The organism is Pseudomonas sp. D2002 (genome assembly GCF_013385735.1).
Lineage (GTDB): Bacteria > Pseudomonadota > Gammaproteobacteria > Pseudomonadales > Pseudomonadaceae > Aquipseudomonas.
The window spans coordinates 375,068-401,148 of record NZ_JACAPL010000005.1; the positions used below are offsets into that span (position 1 = coordinate 375,068).

The 26,081-nt window shown below is 59.7% G+C and carries 23 protein-coding genes and 2 tRNA genes; 14 read left to right on the top strand and 11 right to left on the bottom strand.

Going from position 1 to position 26,081, the window contains the following annotated elements:
* The gene (locus tag HX783_RS12365; protein ID WP_177017128.1) at window positions 1–1,101 is read left to right on the top strand and encodes a DUF1513 domain-containing protein; all 1,101 of its coding nucleotides are present in this window, start codon (window positions 1–3) and stop codon (window positions 1,099–1,101) included.
* A 251-nt stretch (window positions 1,102–1,352) separates the two neighbouring features.
* The gene (locus tag HX783_RS12370) at window positions 1,353–1,793 is read left to right on the top strand and encodes a hypothetical protein (protein ID WP_177017048.1); all 441 of its coding nucleotides are present in this window, start codon (window positions 1,353–1,355) and stop codon (window positions 1,791–1,793) included.
* A gap of 119 nt (window positions 1,794–1,912) precedes the next feature.
* Here HX783_RS12370 and HX783_RS12375 read toward each other — a convergent pair whose 3' ends face one another.
* The 5 genes from HX783_RS12375 to colR form a co-directional block, all read right to left on the bottom strand.
* A complete protein-coding gene (locus HX783_RS12375; protein WP_159959561.1) occupies window positions 1,913–2,140 on the bottom strand; it encodes a hypothetical protein in 228 nt (75 codons plus the stop codon).
* Window positions 2,137–2,856, bottom strand: a complete 720-nt coding sequence (locus tag HX783_RS12380; protein WP_177017049.1) for a lipopolysaccharide kinase InaA family protein — start codon at window positions 2,854–2,856, stop codon at window positions 2,137–2,139. Before HX783_RS12380 ends, HX783_RS12375 begins: the two co-directional genes overlap by 4 nt.
* Before the next feature lie 4 nt (window positions 2,857–2,860).
* Window positions 2,861–3,541 (bottom strand): class I SAM-dependent methyltransferase, encoded by a 681-nt coding sequence (locus HX783_RS12385; RefSeq protein ID WP_177017050.1) that lies wholly within the window; start codon window positions 3,539–3,541, stop codon window positions 2,861–2,863.
* A gap of 188 nt (window positions 3,542–3,729) precedes the next feature.
* A complete protein-coding gene (locus HX783_RS12390; protein ID WP_159959565.1) occupies window positions 3,730–5,010 on the bottom strand; it encodes a HAMP domain-containing sensor histidine kinase in 1,281 nt (426 codons plus the stop codon).
* Window positions 5,000–5,683, bottom strand: coding sequence for a two-component system response regulator ColR (gene colR / locus HX783_RS12395; RefSeq protein WP_003208587.1), 684 nt, complete (start codon window positions 5,681–5,683; stop codon window positions 5,000–5,002). Before colR ends, HX783_RS12390 begins: the two co-directional genes overlap by 11 nt.
* Before the next feature lie 201 nt (window positions 5,684–5,884).
* Here colR and HX783_RS12400 point away from each other — a divergent pair, with 201 nt between their 5' ends.
* The 4 genes from HX783_RS12400 to HX783_RS12415 all read left to right on the top strand — a co-directional run bounded on the left by HX783_RS12400 (window position 5,885) and on the right by HX783_RS12415 (window position 10,343).
* Window positions 5,885–7,834 (top strand): LTA synthase family protein, encoded by a 1,950-nt coding sequence (locus HX783_RS12400; RefSeq protein ID WP_177017051.1) that lies wholly within the window; start codon window positions 5,885–5,887, stop codon window positions 7,832–7,834.
* A 78-nt stretch (window positions 7,835–7,912) separates the two neighbouring features.
* Window positions 7,913–8,611, top strand: a complete 699-nt coding sequence (locus tag HX783_RS12405) for a response regulator transcription factor (protein ID WP_177017052.1) — start codon at window positions 7,913–7,915, stop codon at window positions 8,609–8,611.
* Entirely contained in the window at window positions 8,601–9,899 is a 1,299-nt protein-coding gene (locus tag HX783_RS12410; RefSeq protein WP_177017053.1) for an ATP-binding protein, read from the top strand. The genes HX783_RS12405 and HX783_RS12410 overlap by 11 nt, the downstream gene beginning before the upstream one ends.
* 84 nt (window positions 9,900–9,983) lie before the next feature.
* Window positions 9,984–10,343: a hypothetical protein gene (locus HX783_RS12415; RefSeq protein ID WP_177017054.1), complete on the top strand. Its 360-nt coding sequence runs from the start codon at window positions 9,984–9,986 to the stop codon at window positions 10,341–10,343.
* 78 nt (window positions 10,344–10,421) lie between these two features.
* Here the strand turns inward: HX783_RS12415 and groL are convergent, their stop codons facing one another.
* From groL to HX783_RS12440, 5 genes are all read right to left on the bottom strand, one after another.
* Entirely contained in the window at window positions 10,422–12,068 is a 1,647-nt protein-coding gene (gene groL / locus HX783_RS12420; RefSeq protein WP_064453985.1) for a chaperonin GroEL, read from the bottom strand.
* A 49-nt stretch (window positions 12,069–12,117) separates the two neighbouring features.
* On the bottom strand, window positions 12,118–12,414 hold the full coding sequence (gene groES, locus HX783_RS12425) for a co-chaperone GroES (protein ID WP_094953007.1): 297 nt from the start codon (window positions 12,412–12,414) through the stop codon (window positions 12,118–12,120).
* A gap of 247 nt (window positions 12,415–12,661) precedes the next feature.
* Window positions 12,662–13,138, bottom strand: a complete 477-nt coding sequence (locus HX783_RS12430; protein WP_025854816.1) for an FxsA family protein — start codon at window positions 13,136–13,138, stop codon at window positions 12,662–12,664.
* A gap of 66 nt (window positions 13,139–13,204) precedes the next feature.
* Window positions 13,205–13,936, bottom strand: a complete 732-nt coding sequence (locus HX783_RS12435) for a HugZ family protein (RefSeq protein ID WP_177017055.1) — start codon at window positions 13,934–13,936, stop codon at window positions 13,205–13,207.
* Window positions 13,937–14,048: 112 nt separating this feature from the next.
* The gene (locus HX783_RS12440; protein WP_159959577.1) at window positions 14,049–15,056 is read right to left on the bottom strand and encodes a DUF481 domain-containing protein; all 1,008 of its coding nucleotides are present in this window, start codon (window positions 15,054–15,056) and stop codon (window positions 14,049–14,051) included.
* A gap of 133 nt (window positions 15,057–15,189) precedes the next feature.
* Here HX783_RS12440 and HX783_RS12445 point away from each other — a divergent pair, with 133 nt between their 5' ends.
* The 4 genes from HX783_RS12445 (at window position 15,190) to HX783_RS12460 (ending at window position 20,013) form a co-directional block, all read left to right on the top strand.
* On the top strand, window positions 15,190–15,552 hold the full coding sequence (locus HX783_RS12445; protein ID WP_177017056.1) for an MGMT family protein: 363 nt from the start codon (window positions 15,190–15,192) through the stop codon (window positions 15,550–15,552).
* Between the two features lie 43 nt (window positions 15,553–15,595).
* A complete protein-coding gene (locus HX783_RS12450; protein ID WP_177017057.1) occupies window positions 15,596–17,128 on the top strand; it encodes an AmpG family muropeptide MFS transporter in 1,533 nt (510 codons plus the stop codon).
* Between the two features lie 195 nt (window positions 17,129–17,323).
* Window positions 17,324–19,039 carry a proline--tRNA ligase gene (locus HX783_RS12455; protein WP_177017058.1) on the top strand — a complete coding sequence of 572 codons (1,716 nt, stop codon included), beginning with the start codon at window positions 17,324–17,326 and terminating at the stop codon, window positions 19,037–19,039.
* A gap of 20 nt (window positions 19,040–19,059) precedes the next feature.
* Window positions 19,060–20,013, top strand: a complete 954-nt coding sequence (locus HX783_RS12460) for a hypothetical protein (RefSeq protein ID WP_159959585.1) — start codon at window positions 19,060–19,062, stop codon at window positions 20,011–20,013.
* A gap of 130 nt (window positions 20,014–20,143) precedes the next feature.
* Here the strand turns inward: HX783_RS12460 and dinB are convergent, their stop codons facing one another.
* On the bottom strand, window positions 20,144–21,202 hold the full coding sequence (dinB, locus tag HX783_RS12465; protein WP_177017059.1) for a DNA polymerase IV: 1,059 nt from the start codon (window positions 21,200–21,202) through the stop codon (window positions 20,144–20,146).
* A gap of 280 nt (window positions 21,203–21,482) precedes the next feature.
* Between dinB and HX783_RS12470 the strand changes: the two genes are divergently transcribed.
* The 4 genes from HX783_RS12470 to HX783_RS12485 all read left to right on the top strand — a co-directional run bounded on the left by HX783_RS12470 (window position 21,483) and on the right by HX783_RS12485 (window position 26,051).
* Window positions 21,483–21,559: transfer RNA gene (locus HX783_RS12470), tRNA-Met, on the top strand.
* A gap of 207 nt (window positions 21,560–21,766) precedes the next feature.
* Window positions 21,767–21,843, top strand: a tRNA-Met gene (locus tag HX783_RS12475).
* A 279-nt stretch (window positions 21,844–22,122) separates the two neighbouring features.
* A complete protein-coding gene (gene mprF, locus HX783_RS12480; protein WP_159959589.1) occupies window positions 22,123–24,765 on the top strand; it encodes a bifunctional lysylphosphatidylglycerol flippase/synthetase MprF in 2,643 nt (880 codons plus the stop codon).
* Window positions 24,765–26,051 (top strand): virulence factor family protein, encoded by a 1,287-nt coding sequence (locus HX783_RS12485; protein ID WP_177017060.1) that lies wholly within the window; start codon window positions 24,765–24,767, stop codon window positions 26,049–26,051. The genes mprF and HX783_RS12485 overlap by 1 nt, the downstream gene beginning before the upstream one ends.
* The last annotated feature ends 30 nt before the right edge of the window (window positions 26,052–26,081 follow it).

The following is a 26,081-nucleotide window of genomic DNA, read 5'->3' on the forward strand; positions in this document are numbered from 1 at the left end:
ATGCTCAGGCGACAGGCTTTGGCGGTGGGTAGCGTGCTGCTCAGTGCAATCACGCTGGGTGGCTGGACGCTGTTCAAGCAAAAGGGCTCAAAGAGCCCGTTGCTGCTGTCGGCGCGCGATGATGTGGATGGCAAACACTATGCCGTGGGTTATCACTTGGACGGCAAGCAAGTGTTTGCCACCCAGGTTGGCCAGCGGTGCCACGACATCATCAACCACCCGACGCTGCCGATTGCGCTGTTCGTCGCCCGGCGTCCGGGCACAGAGAGCTACCTGATCAACCTGCGTGACGGCGCGCTGCTGCAGACCATTACCTCGAATGCCAATCGCCATTTTTATGGCCATGCGGTCATCCACAAGAGCGGCGACTGGCTGTATGCCACCGAGAACGACACATCCGACCCGGGCCGTGGGTTGCTGGGTGTGTATAAGTTCGAAGGTGAGCGGCTGGTGCACACTGGGGAAATTTCCACCCACGGTATCGGCCCGCACCAAGTGTCGTGGATGCCGGACGGTGAGACCTTGGTGGTCGCCAACGGCGGCATTCGCACCGAGGCTGAAAGCCGGGTGGAGATGAACCTCAACGCCATGGAGCCGAGCCTGGTGCTGATGCGCCGCGACGGCAGCCTGATCAGCAAGGAAACCCTGGGGCAGCAAATGAACAGCGTGCGCCATATGGGGATTGCCGGCGACGGCACCATCCTCACGGGGCAGCAGTTTATGGGCGCGTCTCAGGAGCGCTCCGAGTTGCTGGCAATCAAGCGGCCAGGGCAGCCGTTTGTGGCGTTTCCGGTGGCCGATGAGCAGTTGCAGGCCATGGGGCATTACACCGCCAGCGTTGCGGTACACAGTGAGTTACGGCTGGTGGCGTTGACTGCGCCACGGGGCAATCGCTTTTTTATCTGGGACATGGACAGCGGCGAGCTGCGCCTGGATGGGCCGTTGCCCGACTGCGCCGGGGTTGGCGCGGTAGCGGACGGTTTTGTGGTGACGTCAGGCCAGGGGCGCTGCCGCTTTTATGACTGCCGCCAGCAGCCGTTGGTGGCTAAACCGTTGGAGTTGCCGTCGGGTTTTTGGGATAACCACTTGCACTTGGTTTGACATCAGCACGCTCGTTCTCCCGCGCGGGAACGAGCCTTCATGCGGTTGTAGATGCTTTCAGCGAACTCCGCGGGCGAAGAGCGATTCATGTTCAGCTTTATTCCGGAATAACGCTTATTCCCATATCGAATTAAAAACTGTCATTTCTCACAGTACACCGCTATTTCTTTCCTCGTTATGGTGTCGGGGCGGTCACTATTGGCGACTGCCTGCAGTAGTTTAGATTGGATATCTTAAAAAGGAATTACAGTATGAAACAACTAATCCTCGCGGCCTGTTTACTGATGTCAACTCAGGTATTTGCCGCAACTACCGAATATTTCCCTTCACCCAATGACGACGTGAGAACTGGTGGTTCTACATCGATAGGCGTTATGCCGAAGGTGCCAGATAATGGCCCATTGGTGTATCGGTTAGATAATTCAACTATGGGGTTTACAGAAAAACTAACTTTACCCAAAAAGTCGAATGATTATGGCAGCGCTGTAATGGTATTAAACAAATCGGATAAATCTACCTTTATTAACACGGACAATAGTTCTCTTTCGAAGCCTCTGGAAATCGAACCGAATCACGGAGTCTATGTGTACTTTGACAAAGTTAAAGGCATCTGGAACCCGGATGTGCCTTATGTCATCACTGCTGGCCCCCCATCCGGCCAAGTCAACGTTGCCCCATCCCAGATGCCTTGAACGCCGCGCCCGATGCTGAACATTGGGCGTTTCGGCTCGACGTTACTTGTAAACGTTCAGGTCAAGTACAAAAAAAGGGCCTCGCATCGCAAGGCCCTTTCTTGGGGGTTTGAATCGTTTCAACTCTGCGGCCTCATGCCCTGAGACATCCCGAACATGAACAGCAACAACTCATGATCAGGCTTGACCGCCACACTCGTCTTGGCGACGCGCGGCAGCAGGCATTGCCCGCTACCTTGCACCGCACTGAGCACTTGTGTGCGAGGTTGTTCCCACGCAGCCAATGCGAGGGCTGCAATGCCCAACGCACCGACCAGGAACAAACCTCGTGCTATTTCTAGCTTCATCTGGTTAAACCCTTGATAGCGCTGCCAAACGCCGTCTCGTAAAAGTAGCTGAGTTTTTTCCAGTCTGTATCACTCCACGACGAATGGCGCCGCAGTTGCTGCATATCATGGGAGGCGGCCCGATAAGCGGTCAAACGCTGGCGGCATTTCTCAAAATCCAGCAACGCCACTTCCACATTGGCCGAGTCGCCCTCACCCGTCACCCGTAAAAAGATGTGCTTGATGTACAGGCAACCATGTTGCCAGCGGCCCTTGTGCATACGCGCCAGGGTGCCCGCCACTTCCTTGAGCACACGCTCATGCACCACCTCGCCATACTGCTCGCGGCCACCGGCGGCGTACCAGTTTTCGATCTCGTCGAAACCGTCGAGCGACGCGGTCACCAGCAGCGCTTTCCACTGGTGCTCGGGGTCGCGGCGCGCCTCGCAGAACACCAATTCAGGCACTCGTACATCCAGTGAACGCAGGCCCTTGAGGGCATCACGTTCACGCAACACCGTCGGGCGCCCGAACGGGTGGAGCAAACTGCGGTAGATATGCCCGGTCTGGCGCTTGCTGTAGAGCAAACGACCATTGGGGCTGATCACGCGTTGCACACCACTTTCACCGCCGCGTCGACGATTGGGTTCCTCGACCCATTCGCCCTTCAGGCGCCAAAAATAATCAAACCGTTCTTCGGGAGCTACATGACTGCCTACTACGCACTCAACTGCCATCCTGTTACCTCTTACGCAATACATACACACGCCACATGGCGTAGAGCGGTATGAAGTCCAGGGATTCCTGAACACGGAAACCGGCCTGCTCGAACTCTGCCTCAACAGTAGCAGCCGGTAACACGAACCGGTTTTGGTAACCTTCCTGCTCACCTTTACTACGACGTTTCACTTCGGCGCGCTTGCGTTTCCAGGCCTTGAAATTGCCGTCCACCCACAGCGAAATAATCACGCTGTCGCGGGTAACCCGCTGAAATTCCCGCAGTATCGTCATACGGTGCGCCGGGTCACCAATGTGGTGCATCAAGCGCATGCAGAAGATGCTGTCGACTGAATTGTCAGGCAAATCGATATCAAAGGCAGATGTCTGCAAGGGTCGTACCCGTTTCACCACGTCCGCCGGCTGAGCGACGGTCGCCACCTTCAACATCGACGCCGAATTGTCGGCCCCGATAATCACTCGGTTGGGTTTCTCAGCCAGCAACGGCCAAAAACGCCCGGCCCCGCAGGGCAGGTCCAACACCAGGCCAGGTTCGCCAGCCATGGCCAGCGCACCGCGCGCCAATTGCTCGTCGCGTTTGTGGGACAACCGGCGAGCCAGATTGTCCTGATGCTTGAGCAAATAATTCTGCGCGTGCTGATCGTCGTACTTTTCGGAAAAATCGAGTTTGATCGGGGTAGACATCAACGGATCTCCAGTAGCTGATGCCTACAACCTTAAGCACCGCCCTGTGATCAACTGGTCAACCCGTTGTGAAAAACTTGTCCTGTCCAATCTCATACATTTCAAGACTTTACAGACACAAGCGATATCATGGGGCCATCTTCGCCGAATTACGGCGATGTCTGGCAGGATAACGGCAGGGACATGCGTCAGGGCTTGACCTGACTCAACTGGACGTGAAAACGGCAGCCGTGGGGGTCCATCGGGTTGAGGCTGACCGTCCAGCCCTGGTTCTCGCAGATGCGCTGCACCAGCGATAAACCCAGGCCAAGGCCTTCGCCACGCTTCTCGCTGCCACGCACAAACGGCTCGAACATCGCCTCACGCTTGTCTTCGGGAATCCCTACACCGGTGTCTTCCACCACAAAACCGCTGGGTTCAAGGGTCAGGCGGATAAACCCGTGCTCGGTGTAATGCAGGGCATTGCGCAACAGGTTGCCCATGACCGCATGCAGAAAGGTGGTGTTGTAACGCGCATCCGAAGGATTGCCGGGCTGGTAAATCAATTCCAGCCCCTTGCGCTCGATTTGCTCGCGCCAGATGCCGAGCAAATCGTCAGCGACCTGCGCCAGCGTCACCTGCGGTGACATCGCCGCTTCATCATGTTCCGCGCGCGCCAGCATCAGGAAGGTCTGCACCAGTTCACGCATTTCTTCGCAGGCACGGGCGATGCGTTCCACTTGATTACGCCCGCGTTGGTCGATGGCCGGGTTTTCCAGCAGCAGCTCGCAGGAGCTGGCCAGCACCATCAATGGCGTGCGCAATTCATGGCTGACATCACTGGTAAACAGCTGCTCGCGCGACAACGCCTGGCGCAAGCGGCCCAAGGTGGCATCGAAGGCCACCGCCAGTTCGCCGACTTCATCGGCCGCGTAATCCGGCGCCAGCGGCGGCGCCAGGCCCAGCAGTTGGTCGCGATGTCGCACCTGGCGGGCCAGCCGCACCACCGGCGCCATCACTTTGCGCGCCAACACCCAACCGAGAAACACCGCCAGCGCCAGGCTGAGCACGAAGCCCACCAGCACCACGGCGAACAGAACACGCTCGCGCTCTTCAAAATCGCTTTGGTCTTGCAGCAGCACATAGCGCCGGCCATCCACCACTTCGACCATGGCGTGATACGACAGCGACTCGCGGAACACCTCGTGAAAGCCCGGTTCCAGATGGCGTAAATCCTTGGGCAGTTCGAAATCCCCGCGCCCACCGCTGAAATAGAACAGCTGGTCGGGCTCGGGCCGGTGGCTCCAGTCCTCGACGCTGTCCATCAGCAACAAGCGTTGCAAGTCGCCGCCCAGGCCTGCCGAGATGAGTTTTTCTTCCACCAGGTGCACGGTCGCGACGATGCCCATGGCGAACGCCCCCGCCACCAATGCACTCATCAACGCAAAGGCGATGATGATCCGTTGGGCAAGGCTTTGCTTAAACTCCATCACGACCCTCGGCCAGGCGATAACCCACACCGTGCACCGTTTGCAGCAGCGGCTTGGCGAACGGTTTATCGATCACTTGGCGCAATTGGTGAACATGGCTGCGCAGGCTGTCGCTGTCCGGGCAGTCATCGCCCCACAGGGCTTCTTCGAGAATTTCACGGCGCAAGACATGCGGGCTCTTTTGCATCAACACCGCGAGCAATTTCAGGCCCACGGGGTTGAGTTTGAGCAGGCGCCCTTCGCGGGTCACTTCCAGGGTGTCGAGGTCATAGTTCAAGTCGCCAACCTGCAGGGCACGGCGGCCGCCACCTTGGGCGCGGCGCAATACGGCTTCGATGCGGGCGGCCAATTCCGACAAGGCAAACGGCTTGAGCAGGTAATCATCGGCGCCGGACTTGAAGCCCTGCAGCCGGTCGTCCAACTGGTCACGGGCGGTGAGCATGATCACCGGCGTGTCACGGCGCGCGTCTTCACGCAGGCGTTTGCACAAAGTGTAGCCATCGATGCCCGGCAGCATGATGTCGAGCACGATCAAGTCGTAATGCTCGGTGGCAGCCAGGTGCAGGCCTGACAAACCGTCCTGCGCACAGTCCACGGTGTAGCCCTTCAGCCCCAGGTAATCGGCCAGGTTGGCCAGAATATCGCGGTTGTCTTCAACCAATAAAATTCGCATGGGCAGTGTCTCCGTACGCGGTAACGGCCGTGTTGGCTCGCGCAGCTTAAGGCCAAGTGTGGCTCAGGGATAGACCTTGAGGGCCTGTCGATAAAGGTTTTCAACCAATTGCACGAACCAACAAGTTTTTCACTATAGCTTCACAAACTGACTACAGTGTCAGGCTGAAGATCACCGCCCATTGATATAAGGAATGTAGACATGGGGTTTCTCAAAACGGCGCCTATGCGCTTTTTGCTGCTCGTCACCGGCGCCTGGCTGGTTGTTTTCTTGCTGACGCGCAGCGTGCTGCTGCTTACCCATCTGGATGAAGTCGGCGGCAACCTGCTGCCGGTGTTTGGCGTGGGCCTGTTATACGACCTCGGCTTCCTTGCCTATGCCGCCTTGCCGCTGGGCTTGTACCTGCTGCTCTGCCCGCCTGCGCTGTGGCGCCGCCGTGGCCACCGCTGGTTCCTGCAGGCCGTGCTGACCGTCAGCCTGTTCGCCATGCTGTTTACGTCGGTCGCCGAGTGGCTGTTCTGGGATGAGTTCGGCGTGCGCTTCAACTTTATCGCCGTCGATTACCTGGTGTACTCAGACGAAGTGTTGAACAACCTGCTGGAGTCTTACCCGATCGGCAAGCTGCTCAGCCTGCTGGCAATGCTCGCGGTTGTGTTGAGTGTGGTTCTGCGCAATCCGTTCATTGCCGCCATGAACGCACCCTTGCCGCCGCTGCGAGGTCGCCTGCTTAACGCCCTGGGCCTGTTGATTGTCGCCGGCCTCAGCCTGCAACTGATCAGCCAGGACAGCCCGCGCGCCCAAGGTGGCAACGCCTACAAGAACGAGCTGGCGAGCAACGGCCCGTATCAATTCTTTGCGGCCTTTCGCAACAACGAGCTGGATTACCCACAGTTCTACCAAAGCCTGCCCACCGAGGTGGTCGCCAAGCAGTTGCGTGCCGAACTCAGCGAACCCAATGCGCGCTTTATTGGCAAAGACCCGTTGGACATCCGCCGCGCAATCAACAACCCCGGCACGTTGCGCAAACCCAATATCGTGCTGGTGACCATCGAAAGTTTCAGCGCCAAATACATGGGCAGCAATGGCGACGGGCGTAACCTCACGCCGAACCTGGATGCCCTGCGCAAACAAAGCCTGTACTTCAATAACTTCTACGCCACCGGCACCCGCACCGACCGTGGCCTGGAAGCGATTACCCTGGCGATTCCACCCACGCCAGGGCGTTCAATCGTCAAGCGCATAGGCCGTGAAAGCGGCTTCGCCAGCCTCGGCCAGCAACTCAGCGCCATCGGCTACGACAGCGTGTTTGTTTACGGCGGGCGCGGTTACTTCGACAACATGAACGCGTTTTTCAGCGGCAACGGTTATCGCGTCGTTGACCAGAGCAGCGTTCCGGAAACCGACATCTCGTTCAAAAACGCCTGGGGCATGGCTGACGAAGACCTCTACCGGCAAACCCTGAAACTGGCCGACGCCGATTACGCCAAGCAGCAGCCCTTTTTGCTGCAACTGATGACCACCTCCAACCATCGCCCCTACACCTACCCGGACGGGCGCATCGATATCAAATCCGGCAATGGCCGTGACGGTGCGGTGAAATACACCGACCACGCGATCGGCGAGTTCCTTGAGGCGGCACGCCAGAAGCCGTGGTTCGATAACACGATTTTCGTGTTCGTCGCCGACCACACCGCAGGCAGCGCGGGCAAGGAAGACTTGCCCATCACCAACTACCAGATCCCGCTGTTTATCTATGCACCCAAGCTGATCGACGCCCGGGAAACCGCGCAACTGGCGAGCCAGATCGACCTGGCGCCGACCTTGCTGGGCCTGATCAACCTGAGCTACGAGTCGACGTTTTTCGGCCGCAACCTGTTGCAGGACAACCCGCTGCCGCCGCGCGTGGTGGTCGGCAACTACCAGCACCTGGGGTTGTTTGACGGCAAGGACCTGGCAATCCTCAGCCCCCGCCTGGGCCTGCGTCGCCATGACCAAGCCTTGGCCGAAAGCCAGGAGTTGCGCGTGGGCAGTGATGACCCATTGATCCTGCGCGCAATCACCTACTACCAGGCCGCCAGCTATGGCTTCAAACAGCAATTGCTGAGCTGGAAAGCGCCGAAGGATGAGGCTGCGGCCATCAGCATCCGCTGACAGCCCCACTCAAGCCCTTGCCTGCCACAGGGCAAGGGCGTAACACTTGCGCCCATTCCCTGGCGACGACGCCCGTTCATGTCCGACACCCTGCTACTGATTGAAGATGACCGCCCACTGGCCGCGCTGACCGCCGAGTTTCTGCGCGCCGAAGGTTTCACCGTGGCCATTGAGCACCGGGGCGACCGCGCCGCCCAGCGCATTCGCGACGAGCAGCCGGCGCTGTTGATCCTGGACGTGATGCTGCCGGGTATCGACGGCTTCACTCTGTGCCGACAGATTCGCGACCAATACCCTGGGCTGATCCTGATGATGACCGCGCTGGACGAAAACGCCGAACAGCTCACCGGGTTCAACGTCGGGGCAGACGATTACGTGGTCAAGCCTGTCGACCCGCAGTTGTTGCTGGCCAGGATTCGCTCGTTGCTGCGCCGCCACCCGCAAGCCCCTCGCGCGTATTACCAGTGGGGCGCGTTTCGCTTGGACCTCAACAGCCATTTCGCCTGGCTGAATGACGCGCCCTTGCAGTTCTCGGTTGCGGAGTTCGAATTGCTGGCGATTTTTGCCCGCCATTGCGGCGTCTTGCTGACGCGGGAAAAACTCCTGCAAAGCCTGCGCGGCCTGGAATACGACGGGCTCAACCGCTCCATCGATATGCGCGTATCGCGCTTGCGCAAAAAGCTGATGAGCCTGGAATGCCCGGTGACCATCCAGACCATTACGGCCCAAGGCTATCTGTTCGTCGAAATCCCGCAGGAGGCCGCGCGTGTTCTCTAACCTGCGGCCCTGGATGGTGGCGACGGCCGGCGCGGGCTGGACCGGCTTGACGCTTTACCTGCTCTGGCTGTGCACCAACGCCTCAGTATTTGTGGGTGATGACAGCTTCTTGCGCCTGATGGCCGGGCCGGGCTACCTGGTGGCCGAACAGCTCAAAGGCGTGCCCGCCGACCAGCGCGAAGCGCGGATGGATACCCTGCGGGCGCACTTTCAGTACCCGGTGAACCTGATCGCGCTGGACGATGTGGAGCTGCCGCCGGAAGCCATGGTCATGCTGGAACATAGGCAACCGGCGCTGAACAGCGACGAAGACATCAGCTACTTCCCGCTCGACGACGAAACCGTGATCCGATTCGGCCCCATGTGGGGCAGCGCCGAGGTCAAGGACCTGCTGAAATTCCCGGTGTTCTGGATCACCGCCTGCGTCGCAGGCTTGCCGGTGCTGCTACTGCTCGGGATTGGTTTACGCCTGCACCGGCGGCGCCACACCGACCTGCACACACTCAATACCTGCCTGGCGACACTGGCGCGCAGCCCGAACGTGATGTTGCCCGCCATGGGCAAGGAATGGACACCGTTGCTGCTGACGCTGCAACAGCATGCACGGGACATCAGCGCCATGAGTGAACGCCACCGCGAAGTCTCCCAGGCGGTGTCCCACGAACTGCGCACGCCCCTGGCGCGCATGCGCTTTGCCTTATCGCTGCTGGGCAAAAGCGAAGACCCGCCCACCCGAACGCGCCTTCAAGAACGTTTGCTCATCGATGTCGAAGAGCTCGAAGCCTTGGTTCGCGCCAGTTTGGCGTTTGCTCGCCTTGCGGGCGCGCCGACCGACTTGCAACACGAACCGATCAACCTGCGTGAGTGGTTGCATCAAGAGTTCGCCTTGCTCGACGGGCACCATCGGCGGTTGAGCCTGGAAACCGAGCCGGCCGGGCTGGAACTGGTCGGCGACCGCGCCTTGTTGCACCTGATCGTACGTAACCTGTTGAGCAACGCCATCACCTATGCCCGCGAGCAAGTGTGTGTCAGCGCGGCGTATCAGGGGCAACATCACTTGGTGCTGCACGTGGATGACGATGGGCCCGGCATCCTCGCGGAAAACCGCGAAAAGGTCTTCGAGCCCTTTGTGCGGCTTGCCATGGGCGGCGACGCACCCGGCGGCTTCGGCCTCGGCCTGGCGCTGGCCAAACGTGCGACCCAGTGGCACCACGGTGAATTGACGGTGGCCCGCAGCCCGCTGGGCGGTGCACGCCTGACCCTGGTGTTGCCGCTGCGCCCACTCTAGATAGCGTGTTACAGCCGGTGACAGCGAGACGCTGCCATTCCCCCTACTCTCTGCCGCCTGAATCCCAGGTTGGAGAGCCCGTACATGCGTCCCCCCAAGAAGCATTTGTTCACGCTGCTGCTGTCGTTGTGCATCGTCACCGGCACAGCGTCGGCCTTGCCACTGGCGGTCACACACTCGCCAGCGCAACGCATAGATCAATACGTCGCCGACTACACACGCAAAGCCGTGTGCTACCCAAGCGTGACAGGCAGGGTCGTTGTAGCCGAACACCGGAGGCGGCCCAGAGCCACCCGCGCTGAAAAACTCGCGCACCTGCCTGTCACTCACCCACTCAACCAAGCTGCTGCATCGCAACCCCTGGCACTTATGCCGCATGCCGAACTGACGCTGGCCCGGGGCATGACCTTCAAAAAGCTGTTGCGGCGCCGCTCCATCGGTTGATGTATTGGATAAAGCCCATAAAAAAACCCCGCCTGCATCGCTGCAGGCGGGGTTTTTCAGTAGCCGGGTAAGGCTGGCTTACATCATGCCGCCCATGCCACCCATGCCGCCCATGTCTGGCATACCGCCGCCAGCCGAGCCTTCTTTCTTCGGTGCATCAGCAATTGCCGCTTCGGTGGTCAGGATCAGACCGCCGATGGAAGCTGCTGCTTGCAGTGCCGAACGAGTCACCTTGGTAGGGTCCAGGATGCCCATTTCGATCATGTCGCCGTAGACGCCAGTCGCAGCGTTGTAACCGTAGTTACCTTTGCCGTTCTTGACTTCGTTGACCACAACGCTTGGCTCGTCGCCGGAGTTGGCAGCGATCTGGCGCAGCGGTGCTTCAACGGCACGACGCAGTACAGCGATACCGACGTTCTGGTCAGCGTTGTCGCCTTTGAGGTCAACCAGCGCTTCCAGAGCACGGATCAGCGCAACGCCACCGCCAGGTACCACGCCTTCTTCAACGGCTGCACGGGTTGCGTGCAGGGCGTCTTCAACGCGGGCTTTCTTCTCTTTCATTTCAACTTCGGAACCCGCGCCAACCTTGATCACTGCAACGCCGCCGGACAGCTTGGCCAGACGCTCTTGCAGTTTTTCACGGTCGTAGTCGGACGAAGTTTCGGCAACCTGGGCACGGATCTGAGTGATGCGCGCCTGGATGTCCTGCTCTACGCCAGCACCGTCAACGATGATGGTGTTTTCTTTGGAGATGGTCACGCGCTTGGCGCTGCCCAGGTTTTCCAGGGTGGCGCTTTCCAGGCTCAGGCCGATCTCTTCGGAGATAACGGTACCGCCGGTCAGAACAGCGATGTCCTGCAGCATGGCCTTGCGACGGTCGCCGAAGCCTGGAGCCTTGACGGCTGCGACTTTAACGATGCCACGCATGTTGTTCACAACCAGCGTCGCCAGGGCTTCGCCTTCAACGTCTTCGGAAACGATCAGCAGTGGGCGGCCGGCTTTGGCAACGGCTTCCAGTACTGGCAGCATTTCACGGATGTTGGAGATTTTTTTGTCGACCAGCAGGATCAGCGGGCTGTCCAGCTCGGCAACCATGGTCTCTGGCTTGTTGACGAAGTACGGGGACAGGTAGCCACGGTCGAACTGCATGCCTTCTACAACCGACAGTTCGTTTTCCAGGCCAGTGCCTTCTTCAACGGTGATCACGCCTTCTTTACCGACTTTTTCCATGGCTTCGGCAATGATGTCGCCGATGGAGCTGTCGGAGTTGGCGGAGATGGTGCCTACCTGAGCGATAGCCTTGGTGTCGGCGCATGGCTTGGACAGGTTTTTCAGCTCAGCAACAACGGCGATGGTCGCCTTGTCGATGCCGCGCTTGAGGTCCATCGGGTTCATGCCGGCAGCGACGGCTTTGTAGCCTTCGTTGACGATAGCCTGAGCCAGAACGGTGGCGGTGGTGGTGCCGTCGCCTGCGTCATCGTTGGCACGGGAGGCAACGTCTTTGACCAGCTGCGCGCCCATGTTCTCGAAACGGTCTTCCAGTTCGATTTCTTTGGCGACGGAAACGCCGTCCTTGGTGATGGTCGGAGCGCCGAAGCTCTTCTCGATGATCACGTTACGGCCTTTCGGGCCCAGGGTCGCTTTTACTGCGTCAGCCAGGACGTTGACACCGGTGAGCATTTTTTTGCGGGCGGAATCGCCGAATTTAACTTCTTTAGCAGCCATGATCGATATTCCTTAAATACTTTGTAGTAACGGGAAAATGAGCGGGGAATCAGTCTTCCAGAACGGCGAGAATTTCGTTCTCGCTCATTACCAGCAGGTCTTCGCCGTCGACTTTCACAGTGTTGCTGCCGGAGTAAGGGCCGAAAACAACCTTGTCACCCACTTTCACAGCCAGCGCACGTACTTCACCGTTTTCCAGAGCCTTGCCTGGGCCTGCAGCGATGATCACACCGTGGTTGGCTTTTTCAGCAGCCGAACCTGGCAGAACGATACCGCCAGCGGTTTTCTTTTCTTCTTCGCTGCGACGGATTACGACGCGGTCGTGCAGAGGACGAAGCTTGCTCATTGTCGATCTCTCCTAATTGTGTTTTTCATCGGCCGGTATCGGTACCGGCGGGTTGTATTCCGGCGGTGCCGGTCGCGCCTCGCCAAGCAAGACGCGGAAGTCTGTCTGGTGTCGCCACCAGAAACCTTGCGGTGACCGTTACATAAGGGCGCATAAGCTTATTACAAGGGGTCGCAGCGGAAATTTTTTGTGTCTGCCGGCAACCAAATGCAACACGGCACCCGAAGGTGCCGTGCTCATAAAGCGGTTATTTGCTGTCGCGGTGTTCGAACTCGCCTTCGATCACATCACCTTCACGCCCCAACGGCTGGCGCGGGGCCGGGCCGCCACGGGGTTGCAGGTCGTCGGCGAACGCACGCTGGCGAATCGCAGCCTCTTCAGCGCGCTGGCGCATCTTGCCGGCCAGCAGCTTGCGGGTGACCGGCAGCAGCATGACCAGGCCGACCACGTCGCTGATGAAACCCGGCAGGATCAACAGGCCGCCGGCCAAAGCCATCATCAGGCCTTCAAGCATGGTCTGGGCTGGCAGTTCGCCGCGGTTCAAGCTTTCACGGGCACGCAACGCCGTGGCCAGGCCGGCGACGCGCAGCACCAGAACGCCGAGCATCGAGCCGAGAATGATCAGCAACAGGGCCGGGAAAAACCCGATCGCACCGCTGACTTGAACGAATACGAACAGCTCCAACACCGGAAATAGCAGAAAGAGCAATAAAAAAGGGCGCATCAAATGGTTCCTCAACGCAAGAATGCCTTGCCAGTCCACCCTAGATGACGTCGCCATTTCGTGAATTCAAGCGCTGGCAGGCTCTTTTTTCGGCCAGACCTCGGCGTGAGCCAATGAAACCAGGGCTTCGCGTACTTGTGTCGGAGTGTTGCAAGACGCTGCGAAGGGCAGCCAGTGCAATGACTGGCCAATGCGCAAGTGCATGCCTTCGCTGTCGATGCCGGCCAATTGCGCCGGTTCAAAGGTCGGCAAGCCGGTCAACGCGACGTAATGCGCGATGGCCTTGGTGTGATCGCTGTTCATGTGCTCGATCATGCTGCGCTCGGCCTTGCCCGCGAACGGATTGGCCAGGGTCAATTGATCGACCCAGTGAATGGCGCCAAACCCGCCGATATAACGATGACGCACAGGCTTGAGCACCCAGAAGTCGAAATCGTGGGCCTTGTGGTAGTTGGCGGAATCGGGGAAGTAGCGGTAATAACGCTCGGCGGCCGCGTCAATGGCGTCGGCGTCTTCGAGTTTTTCGGCTTCGGCCAGGTAAGTCAGGCGGCCGACGGCCTGTACCTCATCGGCCTCGCGCTCGCCTACCAGCAGCGAGCACTTGGGGTCTTTCAGCAGGTTATGGGTGTGCTGGGCGATACGGCTGATCAGGATCAGCGGTCGGCCCTGCTCGTCGAGGCAATACGGCACGACCGAGCCAAAGGGAAACCCGGGCATGGCTTTGGACAATGTGGAGAGAGCCCCACGGTATTCCTTGAGCAACAGCTCTCGGGCGTTCTTGGCAACGTGCGCGCTCAACGTATGACTCCTCGGGTAATCAGCCGCCCATAGCCTATGGCGTCTATGGGAATGAATCTCAACACAAGGTAATCAATAACCGCGCAGGTTGCCAGAGCGCTCCGTGCTGCTTTTACCAGGCCACGCCAAAGCCTGCGGTATAACGGGTCTTGCTCAAGCTGCCTTTCGAATCGCCATCAATGATGTCGCGTTCGGCCTTGAGGTTCAGAGACGCCCACTCGGTGACTTTGTAACGCAGGCCCATTTCCGAATCCAGAGAGTACTTGGCCGGCCCGGAGAGCGGCTTGCCCACCTCACCGTTAGTGAAGAACTCAACGGTTTTACCCACCAGGTAGCGGTTGTAGTTCCACTTCATGGCCAGGGAATAGAAGTTGGTCTTGAGATCATTGGAATATTCATAATCGGTGCGGTTAACCAGCGAGCCGAGGGAGAACGCCCCCAGTTCGTCGTCCCAGAACTGGTAGCCCGGGCCTGTACCGACGGTGCGCTGGCGGGACAAGTCTTCAACCTTGTCACGCTTGTAGGTCAGGCGGCCTTGCCAGAACCAATGCTCGGTGAGGAAGCGGTCCAAGTCATATTCCAGGGCCCAGTTGTCGGTGGTGGTGACGTCGTCCTGGAACTCGCGGTTGTATTCGCCCTGGCCGGTATGACGCCACTGGCCGTGACGGGCGGTGGTCTTGAAGTCGACGTCGTAGTCGTTGGTGTCTTTGTCGGCACGCTTGTAGTCGAGCGCCAGGTCGACGTTGCCCTTCCACACCAGGTCTTCAATCACAGGCTTGGGCTTGATGATTTGCTGGATGCTCGCCAGCTCCACGGTTTTGGGGGCTTCGCCATTGGCCAAGACCACCTTGCCATCCTCCGCTGCCTTCAAGGACTTGGCCTTCTCGCCGCTGTAGGCGTCCTGCTTGACCAGCAACTCCTGGTCGCTTTCCAGGGTCTTCACCTGTTTCCAGTCCACCGGGATTGCCCCTGCGTAGTCGGTCTGAATCAGCAGTTTGCCACCGTCGAAGACCTTGATCTTGCCCGTCAGGCGGTCACCGTTCTTCAACCAGACGGTGTCGGCAAGCAAGGGCGTGGAGGCGCTGAAAACAGCGAGGCACAGCAGGGTTCTGGACAACATAAGCGTATTGGGGGCTCGGAGTTGGCGAAAAAGAGGCGTTATCGTGTTAGATAGCTAGGACTGACTCAAGTATTTATATTGAGTTCAATTCTCACCTGCATGATTACAGACGTTTCTTACAAAGACCCTGACGATGCCCACAGAGAATCCACCCGACGATACTCATCAAAGCCCCGCCGAGATGCGCCGCACCGCGCTGTACCTGACCTTGGCGCAAGTGCCCGAGGGCTGCGTGGTGAGTTACGGCGAACTGGCCCATCTGGCCGGGTTGGGCCGCGCGGCCCGCTGGGTCGGGCGCACGCTGAGCCAACTGCCGCAAGACACTCGCCTGCCCTGGCACCGAGTGCTGGGTGCCGGTGGTCGGATAAGTCTGCCGGTGGGCAGTGCCTCAGGCGACGAACAACGTGCGCGTTTACGCAGTGAAGGCGTCAGTATCCTGAACAATCGCGTTGATATTCAGCGTCATGGCTGGCGCCCGGTAGAGCACAGCGGTTAGAGTGCGCGCTTTGTTTCCGCAAATCTGAGGCAGACTCCAGCCCATGCCCCGTAAAACCTGGCGCGCCGCGCTCGCTGCCTATGCCAGCCCCTCGACGTTAGTACTGTTGTTGCTCGGCTTCGCCGCCGGCTTGCCTTACATGTTGGTGTTCTCGACGCTTTCAGTGTGGTTGCGCGAAGCCGGTGTGGCCCGCGAGACCATCGGTTATGCGAGCCTGATCGGTTTGGCCTACGCCTTTAAATGGGTATGGTCGCCGCTGCTCGACCAATGGCGCCTGCCGCTGCTGGGTAAACTCGGACGTCGTCGTTCCTGGCTGGTGCTGGCCCAAACGCTGGTGATCCTCGGGTTGATCGGCATGGGCTTTTGCGACCCGCAAAAACACCTGTCCTGGCTGATCGCCATTGCCGTCATCGTTGCCTTCGCTTCGGCTACCCAAGACATTGCGGTGGACGCCTATCGCCTGGAAATCGCCGACGACAGCCGCCAGGCAGCCCTGGCTGCCAGCTATATGTCCGGTTATCGCATCGCGGCCCTGCTGGCCACGGCCGGCGCACTGTTCTTTGCCGAAGGCTTCGGCTCGACCGGGTTCAACTATAAACACTCGGCCTGGACCGGTACCTACGTGCTGTTCGGTGTGCTGATGATCCCCGCCTTGCTCACCACCCTGTTCATGCGCGAACCCAACGTGCCACTGCGCACCCAGTTGCAGGCCGGCCGTTACAGCTTCGTGCACCAGCTTGTTTCTGTATTTGTGCTGATCGTGCTGCTGGTGTCGGTCCCGGCGATGTTCACCCAGCTGTACAACACCGATTTTGCCAGCGTGCTGTTCCATGGCGTAAGCCTGTGGGAGCTGTTGATGGAAGACCGCGCGTTCCTGCGCGCCATTCTGTACATCATCCTCACCACCCTGTGCCTGTCGGCCATGGGCCGTCGCGGCCTGGCGCCGGTGCTGACGCCGGTCAACGACTTTATCCTGCGCTATCGCTGGCAGGCGTTGCTGCTGCTCGGGCTGATTGCCACTTACCGCATGTCCGACACCGTGATGGGCGTGATGGCCAACGTGTTCTACATCGACCAGGGCTTTACCAAGGACCAGATCGCCGGGGTGAGCAAGATCTTCGGCCTGATCATGACCCTGCTCGGCGCCGGTATGGGCGGCCTGCTGATCGTGCGCTTCGGGATCCTGCCGATCCTGTTTATCGGCGGCGTCGCCTCGGCCGCCACCAACCTGCTGTTCGTGATGCTCGCCGACATGGGCCCCGACCTGCAGATGCTGATCTTCACCATTTCCCTGGATAACTTCAGCTCGGGCCTGGCCACGTCGGCGTTTGTCGCCTACTTGTCGAGCCTGACCAACCTGAAGTTCTCGGCCACTCAATATGCGTTGCTCAGCTCGATCATGCTGTTGCTGCCGCGCCTGATTGGCGGCTATTCAGGCGTGATGGTGGAGAAGTTCGGTTATCACAACTTCTTCCTGATCACCTGCCTGCTGGGCGTGCCGACGTTGTTCCTGATTGCCTTGCATTGGTTTCAGGAAAATCGACGGATTCGGTTGAGCCCGCCTGAACAGGAGTGACACTCCTCGGTCAATGTGGGAGCGGGCTTGCTCGCGAAGGCGCAGTGTCAGTTGATACATGCATCACTGATACACCGCCTTCGCGAGCAAGCCCGCTCCCACAGACCCCTCTGCATTCTGATACCTGTACTCCAGCAGTTTGCGCCCGTACAATCCCAAGTCATTTCAAGTCCAAGCAACCGACAACGGCCTACCATGCGTACCAGTCAATATTTGCTCGCCACACAGAAAGAAACGCCTTCCGACGCGGTTGTGATCAGCCATCAGCTGATGCTGCGCGCCGGCATGATCCGCAAGCTGGCCTCCGGCCTGTACACCTGGCTGCCCATGGGCTTGAAGGTGATGCGCAAGGTCGAAGCCATCGTTCGCGAAGAAATGAACGCCGCCGGCTCTCTGGAAGTGTTGATGCCGAGCACCCAACCGGCTGAGTTGTGGCAGGAATCCGGGCGCTGGGAAGAGTACGGCCCTGAATTGCTGCGCTTCAAGGACCGTCATGGCCGCGATTTCTGCGCCGGCCCGACCCACGAAGAAGTGATCACCGACCTGATGCGCAACGAGCTGAGCAGCTACAAACAGCTGCCGCTGAACCTGTATCAGATCCAGACCAAATTCCGTGACGAAATCCGCCCACGCTTCGGTTTGATGCGCGGCCGCGAATTCATCATGAAGGACGCCTATTCGTTCCACGCCGACCAGGCCTCCCTGCAGGTCACCTACGACCGCATGCACCAGGCCTACTGCAACGTGTTTACGCGCCTGGGCCTGAAATTCCGCCCGGTTGAAGCGGACAACGGTTCCATCGGCGGCGCCGGTTCCCACGAATTCCACGTGCTGGCCGAGTCCGGCGAAGACGATATCGTCTTCAGCAACGGTTCCGACTACGCGGCGAACATCGAGAAAGCCGAAGCTGTGCCACGCGAGACCTCCCGCCCGGCACCGACTGAAGAGCTGCGCCTGGTGGACACGCCAGAGACCAAGACCATCGCGGCCCTGGTGGAAAAATTCAATCTGCCGATTGAAAAGACCATCAAGACCCTGATCGTGCGCGCCGAGGAAGAAGGCAAGCTGATCGCCCTGGTCATCCGTGGCGACCATGAGCTCAACGAAATCAAGGCCGCCCAGCAACCTGGCGTGGCCAGCCCGCTGGTCATGGCCACCGATGCCGAACTGCGCGACGCGATTGGCGCCGGTGCCGGTTCGCTCGGCCCGCTGAACCTGCCGCTGCCAATCATCATCGACCGTTCGGTCGAGCTGATGAGCGACTTCGGTATCGGCGCGAACATAGACGACAAGCACTACTTCGGCGTGAACTGGGAACGTGACCTGCCGGTGCCGACCGTGGCCGACCTGCGTAACGTGGTTGCAGGCGACCCAAGCCCGGACGGCAAGGGCACCCTGGAAATCAAGCGCGGCATCGAAGTCGGGCACATCTTCCAGCTGGGCAACAAGTACAGCAAGGCGATGAAGTGCGAAGTGCTGGGCGAGAACGGCAAGCCGATCACCCTGGACATGGGCTGCTACGGCATTGGCGTATCCCGCGTGGTTGCCGCTGCCATCGAGCAGAACAACGACGAGAAAGGCATCATCTGGAGTGACGCCCTGGCGCCGTTCCAGGTGGCGTTGGTGCCGCTGCGTTATGAAACCGAGCAAGTTCGCGAAGCCACCGACAAACTGTATGCCGAACTGACGGCTGCCGGTTTTGAAGTGCTGCTGGATGACCGGGACAAGAAAACCAGCCCGGGCATCAAGTTCGCCGACATGGAACTGATTGGCATCCCGCACCGGATCGTGGTCAGTGACCGCGGCCTGGCCGATGGCAATCTGGAATACAAAAGCCGGACCGAAGCCGAAGCCCAACCGTTGCCGGTGGCTGACGTGCTGTCTTTCCTTCAGGCGCGTATTCGTCGCTGAAAACCAGATCAAGAGAAGTCATGTTCAAGCGAAACACCAGAGCCCTGGGGGGCGCCGCCTTGTGCGGCGCCCTGCTGGTCAGCGGCTGCGCCAACCAGATGTCGCAACGCAGTGAGCACGAGGAGCGGGTCGAGCGCAAATTGCTCGACCACAGCCTGCAGATCGATGTAGGTGAACCCAAAGTGCTCGAACTGCCGCAACGCCGGGTTCGCATTCACGAGCAGAAGACCTTTGAGGTCACCGAATACGAAGTCACCCGCCGTTACGATCGCTACACACCTTACCAACCCTGGCGCAAAATCTACGAAATGCCCCTGGGCGCGGTCGCTTTAGTGGCGGGCGCGGGTGCCAACGTGGCGAATATCTTCGCCCTCGGCAACCTGCCCACCAGCATGACCCGCGACTGGCTGAGCTACGGCGTGGACGGCATCAACCCGTTCATGAACGTGCAATCCCACGGCCGTGCGCAACAGAACCTGGCGGGTATCGATGAAGTCCAGCGCGACAAACGCACGGAGTATTCGAGCCTGCCGTGGAGCGAACGCCCGGTACAGGTCACCGCCGGCAAGCAAACCCATGAGCTGACCACCGACCGTAATGGCGTCCTGCGCCTGAACCTGTTGGACAGCCCATTTGCCGAACAGGACCTGAACCGCATCAGCACCTTGAAGATCAGCGTGGAAGATGGCCAGGACGACGTGCATTCGGACTCGACCCTGGCGATCAGCAACACCCTGCGCGGCAAGTTGCTGGAAGCCCATGGCCTGATTTACGACGACCTGGAAGACGATGAAGTCAACCAGTGGGTGCACCGGGTCAAGCGCCTGTCGGAGCTGGGCCTGGAGGAAGAAGCCAGTGAACTGGAGCAGAGCCTGATCGAACTGACTCGCAATGATCCGGAGTTACAGCAGGAATTCCTGCAGGCACTGACCAAGGATGCGGGGCGGCTCGTCGCAGACCCAGGCGCTCACTAGGATCTCAAGACAGGTAAAGATCTAAATGTGGGAGCGGGCTTGCTCGCGAAAGCGGTGTTTCAGTGATGAATGTATCGACTGACACGGCGCCTTCGCGAGCAAGCCCGCTCCCACATTTGGCTCCCGGTTTCTACCAGGGAAACTGAAGCTGCTCATTACCACTGCTCAAATCCAGCAACCGCACCCCAATCCCCAGCAACCGCACCGGCTTGCCGCCCCGATTGAACGCCTGGGTCAACAGCTGTTGATAACTTTCCAGGTCCCGCCCTGCCCCGGCCTGCTCCAAGGTAGTCTGGGTAAAGTCATGAAACTTCACTTTGACGAATGGCTTGCCCGCGCGATAGCTGCTGTCGATGCGCGCCATGCGCCCGGCAAGGGTTTCCATCAGCTCGGGCAGCTTCGCCAGGCAACTTGAGAGATCCGGCAGATCCACATCGTAGGTGTTTTCCACACTGATGGATTGCCGACGGCTGTCGTTCTGCACCACACGGTCATCAATCCCACGCGCCAGGCTCCACAGGCGCTCGCCAAAACTGCCGAATTCACGCACCAGCGCCAGCTTGTTCCAGTCACGCAACTGCAGGCAGTCTTCAATGCCCAGGCGCGCCAGCTTGTCGGCGGTGACCTTGCCGACACCGTGCAGCTTTTTCACCGGCAACTGGGAGACAAAGTCTTCGATCTGATCCGGGGTAATCACAAACAGGCCGTTGGGTTTTTTCCAGTCGCTGGCGATCTTGGCCAGGAACTTGTTCGGCGCAACGCCTGCGGACACGGTGATGTGCAACTGGTTGGAAACCCGACGACGAATGTCCTGGGCAATACGCGTGGCGCTGCCGCCGAAATGCGGGCTGTCGGAAACATCCAGGTAGGCTTCATCCAGCGACAGCGGTTCGATCAGGTCGGTGTAGTCACGAAAGATCGTCTGGATTTCCTTCGACGCTTCCTTATAAGCCTCCATGCGCGGCTTGACGATGGTCAGGTCCGGGCACAGCTTCAAGGCGTGGCGTGACGACATGGCCGAACGCACCCCGTACGCCCGCGCTTCATAGTTGCAGGTGGCGATCACCCCTCGCCTGTCCGCCGAACCGCCAACGGCCAGAGGCTTTTGTGCCAGGCTCGGGTCGTCGCGCATCTCGATGGCGGCGTAGAAGCAATCACAGTCGACGTGGATGATTTTGCGCTGCGTCATATAAACAGAGGGTGTAATCCAACGGGTGGCCAGTATCGCACTCACCCCTGTATATAGCACCAGTAGTTTGATTCTTCCGCTTGAGCGGTAGGAAATTTCACAGATGAATTTATTTTATCAATCGAAATCAGCCTTCCGATAGAGCCGAAACCCACGGCCAGACTGGCCCCGAGCCGTTCCAAACCCCGTCTTGGAGAGCTAAACGATTGAACCACAAGCGCTTTTCTTCAATTCACAGGTTGACACATCTGCGTTCCTCTGTAGAATGCCGACACACAGACGCGGGATGGAGCAGTCTGGTAGCTCGTCGGGCTCATAACCCGAAGGTCGTCGGTTCAAATCCGGCTCCCGCAACCAAACATCAAAAAAGGCTACTCGAAAGAGTGGCCTTTTTTGTGCGTGCCTGTTTTTGCTATGTATGAAAATTGTAAGACAAAAAAGTCTTTGCCCTTCGCGCACTTACCGTGCGTAGCCGGTTCAAAACAGCTATTTCACACTAATTTGACCCATCAGCCCATTAACGGTTGACACCCCGCCGCTGGGCTGTAGAATGCCGCCCACAGACGCGGGATGGAGCAGTCTGGTAGCTCGTCGGGCTCATAACCCGAAGGTCGTCGGTTCAAATCCGGCTCCCGCAACCAAACATCAAAAAAGGCTACTCGAAAGAGTGGCCTTTTTTGTATCCGGTGAAAAAGTTCTTCTGAAACAATGGCATGGCATCTTTCATGAAACCCTGCGCGGTTTGTTGAGTCCATGTCTTTGCAAGCTATGCTCAATGCTCAAGCGCTATCCTCTACGACTAATGGCCGCAGTCGCCGCACCCGGCGATACGCGTTAATATTTGTAATTATTTTGTCCATAGGGATTGGTAACTTGGCTGGATACCTCCATCCTGTCGCGCACAATCCACGAGGTGATTGATGCGCGCCAACTCGTCTGAACCACAAGACACCGTCACAGCGACACAACCGATTCCACCCACCCGTTTGCGCTGGCTGGATCTGTTGAGTAAATACCGTCAGCCCATTGGGTTGGCCGTTACTCTGTTGCTGTTCGCAATCGCCCTGATCGCCTGCCGACACCTGTTGCTGGAACTGGACCTGTACGCCCTCCACGACTCGATCCTGGAAGTGCCCAAGCCCGCCCTGCTCGGCGCGTTTGCGGCGGCGGTCGCCGGCTTCATCATTCTGCTCGGTTATGAATTCTCCGGCGCACGCTATGCCGGGGTGAAACTGCCGGCCAAGACCCTGGCGATGGGCGGCTTCACAGCCTTCGCCATCGGCAACGCAATTGGTCTGTCGATGCTCTCGGGCGGGTCGGTGCGTTACCGTCTTTATGCACGCCATGGCATCGGCGCTGCAGAAGTCGCCCACATGACCGTGTTCGCCAGCCTGGCGCTGGGCACGGCGTTGCCGCCACTGGCCGCGTTGGCCACCCTGAGTAATTTGCCAGCCGCCTCTACTTACCTGCATTTATCCCAAGGATTGCTCGGCGGCATCGCCGCTGCAGTACTCGTGCTGTCCGCCGCGCTGTGCATCGGCATCTATCGTCGTCGCCTGCCGGAGCAACCTTACCCGGATAATCTGTTGGTCAAGGCCGGGCGCCGTACCCTGCGCCTGCCGGGCCGGCGCCTGACGTTCCTGCAACTGATCATCACCGCGCTGGACGTCGCCGCGGCCGCCACCGTTCTTTATATGTTGCTGCCGGAAGCACCGCCGTTCGGCCCGTTCCTGCTGGTGTACCTGCTGGCCCTGGCCGCCGGTGTGCTCAGCCATGTACCGGGTGGCGTGGGTGTATTCGAGGCGATTCTGCTCGCCGCCTTCGCCGACAAGCTCGGCGCCGCGCCATTGGCTGCCGCCCTGCTGCTGTACCGCATGATCTACGTGGTGCTGCCGCTGCTGATCGCTTGCGTGTTCCTGCTGGTCAACGAGGCCCAGCGTCTGTTCCAGACCCAGCAAAGCCTGCGGGTTGCCTCAGGCCTGGCCGCACCGGTGCTGGCCGTGCTGGTTTTTTTGTCCGGCGTGGTCCTGCTGTTTTCCGGCGCAACGCCGGAAATCGACTCACGCCTGGAAAACATCGGCTTCCTGATTCCCCACCGCCTGATTGACGCCTCGCACTTTGGCGCCAGCTTGATCGGCGTGTTGTGCCTGTTGCTCGCACAGGGTTTGCGTCGGCGGTTGTCGGCCGCCTGGATGCTGACCATGGTGCTGCTGCTGACCGGTGCCCTGCTCTCGCTGCTCAAAGGCTTCGACTGGGAAGAAGCCAGCCTGATGATCATGACGGCGGTGCTGCTGGCGATCTTCCGGCGTTCGTTCTACCGCGCCAGCCGCCTGACCGAACTGCCGTTCTCGCCGCTGTACCTGGTGGCCAGCGTCTGCGTGCTGGGCGCCTCCATCTGGCTGCTGCTGTTTGCTTATCAAGACGTGCCGTACAGCCACCAACTGTGGTGGCAGTTCACCCTGGACGCCAACGCCCCACGCGGCCTGCGCTCGCTGCTGGGCGCGGCGGTGCTGTTGGTGATCGTGTCGCTGACCTGGCTGCTGCGCACCGCGCGCCCGGTGATCCACCTGCCGACGCCGGACGAACTGGAGCGCGCCACCAAGATCCTGATGGCCTCGTCCCAGCCCGACGGCGGCCTGGCGCTGACCGGCGATAAAGCATTGCTGTTCCACCCTAACGACGAAGCCTTCCTGATGTACGCGCGTCGCGGGCGCAGCCTGGTGGCCTTGTATGACCCGATCGGCCCGACTCAACCACGCGCCGAAATGATCTGGCAGTTCCGTGACCTGTGTGACATCCACCACGCACGCCCGGTTTTCTATCAGGTCCGCGCCGAGAACCTGCCGTACTACATGGACATCGGCCTCACCGCGATCAAGCTGGGCGAAGAGGCCCGCGTCGACCTGAAACGCTTTGACCTGGAAGCCAAGGGCAAAGAGATGAAGGATTTGCGCTACACCTGGAACCGTGGCACCCGGGACGGCTTGTCCCTGGAGATCTTCGACCCGGGCCAGGCGCCGATGGATGAACTCAAGGTCATCTCTGATGCCTGGTTGACCGGCAAGAACGTACGGGAAAAGGGCTTTTCCCTGGGCCGTTTCAGCGACGACTACCTCAAGCACTTTCGCATCGCGATCATTCGCTTCGAAGGGCGCCCGGTGGCCTTCGCCAACCTGCTCGAGACTTACAACCACGACCTGGCCAGTCTCGACCTGATGCGTGCGCACCCGGACGCGCCGAAGCTGACCATGGAATTCATGATGGTTGGCCTGATTCAACATTATAAGAACCACGACTACGCCCGCTTCAGCCTCGGCATGGTGCCGTTGTCGGGCCTGCAACCACGCCGTGGCGCGCCGTTGACCCAACGCTTGGGCTCGATGGTGTTCCGCCGTGGCGAGCAGCTGTATAACTTCCAAGGTTTGCGCCGCTTCAAAGATAAGTTCCAGCCTGACTGGGAACCCCGTTATATGGCCGTGCCCGCAGGACTTGATCCGCTGGTGGCACTGGCCGATACCGCCGCCCTGATTGCGGGCGGCTTGACTGGATTGGTGAAACGCTGATGATTCGACGCTCCTGGCGGTATGTATTGGCCTTTGTAGTGCTGCTCGCGCTGATCGCGGCGGGTGGCTTTTGGTACTGGAACCGCCCTGCCCCGCAACCGACCCTGGAACAACTGCCCCAGGCCGACGGTTCGGTGATGACCCGTGTCACCCCTGCCGGTTCGGCAAAAGCCCGTGTGGCTGTGGCCGTATTGGCCGATGCAACCTTGACCGACAGCCAGCTGATTGCCCTGAGCCAGGGCGGCTCTGCGCAAATCGTTCAAGTGATCCTGCCCAAAGACGACTGCAAGTTGCAGGAACAAGCGCTGCAAAGCGCCCTGGGCCAGCTTAAAGGCCCGGCGACGCTGGTCAGCGGCATTGGCCCTGGCGCAAGCCTGGCCTGGCGCTGGTTGGCCGCACAGACCGACGACAAGGCCAACGCCATCTCGGTCGGCTTCGCCATGACACAGGAAGGCTGCAAGGACCCACTGCCGAAAACCGCCGCCCACGGCAATTGGCTGGTGGCATGGAACGACAACCCTGACGACGATGCCGCCAGCTTCGTGCGCGACACCCCGCGCGCCACCACCAGCATCAGCGACTACGACATTCATTACCCGCAAGTGCTGAACAACGAACTGCGCAAGCAGCTGGTGGGTTCGGACAACGGCGGCCTGGCGATTCCTGTGGTTGAAGTACCGGCCGGCCAAGCCAAGGACACCGTCACCCTGTTCCTCTCCGGTGACGGCGGCTGGCGCGACCTGGACCGCGACGTGGCCGGTGAAATGGCCAAGATCGGCTACCCGGTGGTGGGCATCGACACCCTGCGCTACTACTGGCAGCACAAGACCCCGGAACAGAGCGCCAAAGACCTCACCGAGTTGATGCAACACTACCGGCAGAAATGGGGCACCAAGCGCTTCGTGCTGACCGGCTACTCGTTCGGCGCCGACGTACTGCCCGCGATCTACAACCGCATGCCGGAAAACGAACAACAGCGTGTGGACGCGATCATCCTGCTGGCCTTCGCGCGTACCGGCAGCTTTGAGATCGAAGTGGAAGGCTGGCTGGGCAACGCCGGCAAAGAAGCCGCGACCGGCCCGGAAATGGCCAAGCTGCCGGCTGACAAAGTGGTGTGCATCTATGGCGCCGAAGAAGTCGACGAAAGTGGCTGCACCGACAAGACGGCGGTTGGCGAGGCGGTGAAACTGCCGGGCGGGCATCACTTTGATGAGAACTACCCGGCGCTGGCACAGCGCTTGGTGGACATCATCGTGAAGCACCAGGCTAAAGACAAAGCCGAGTAATCCCGAGCTGTACGCGGATTAAAAATGTGG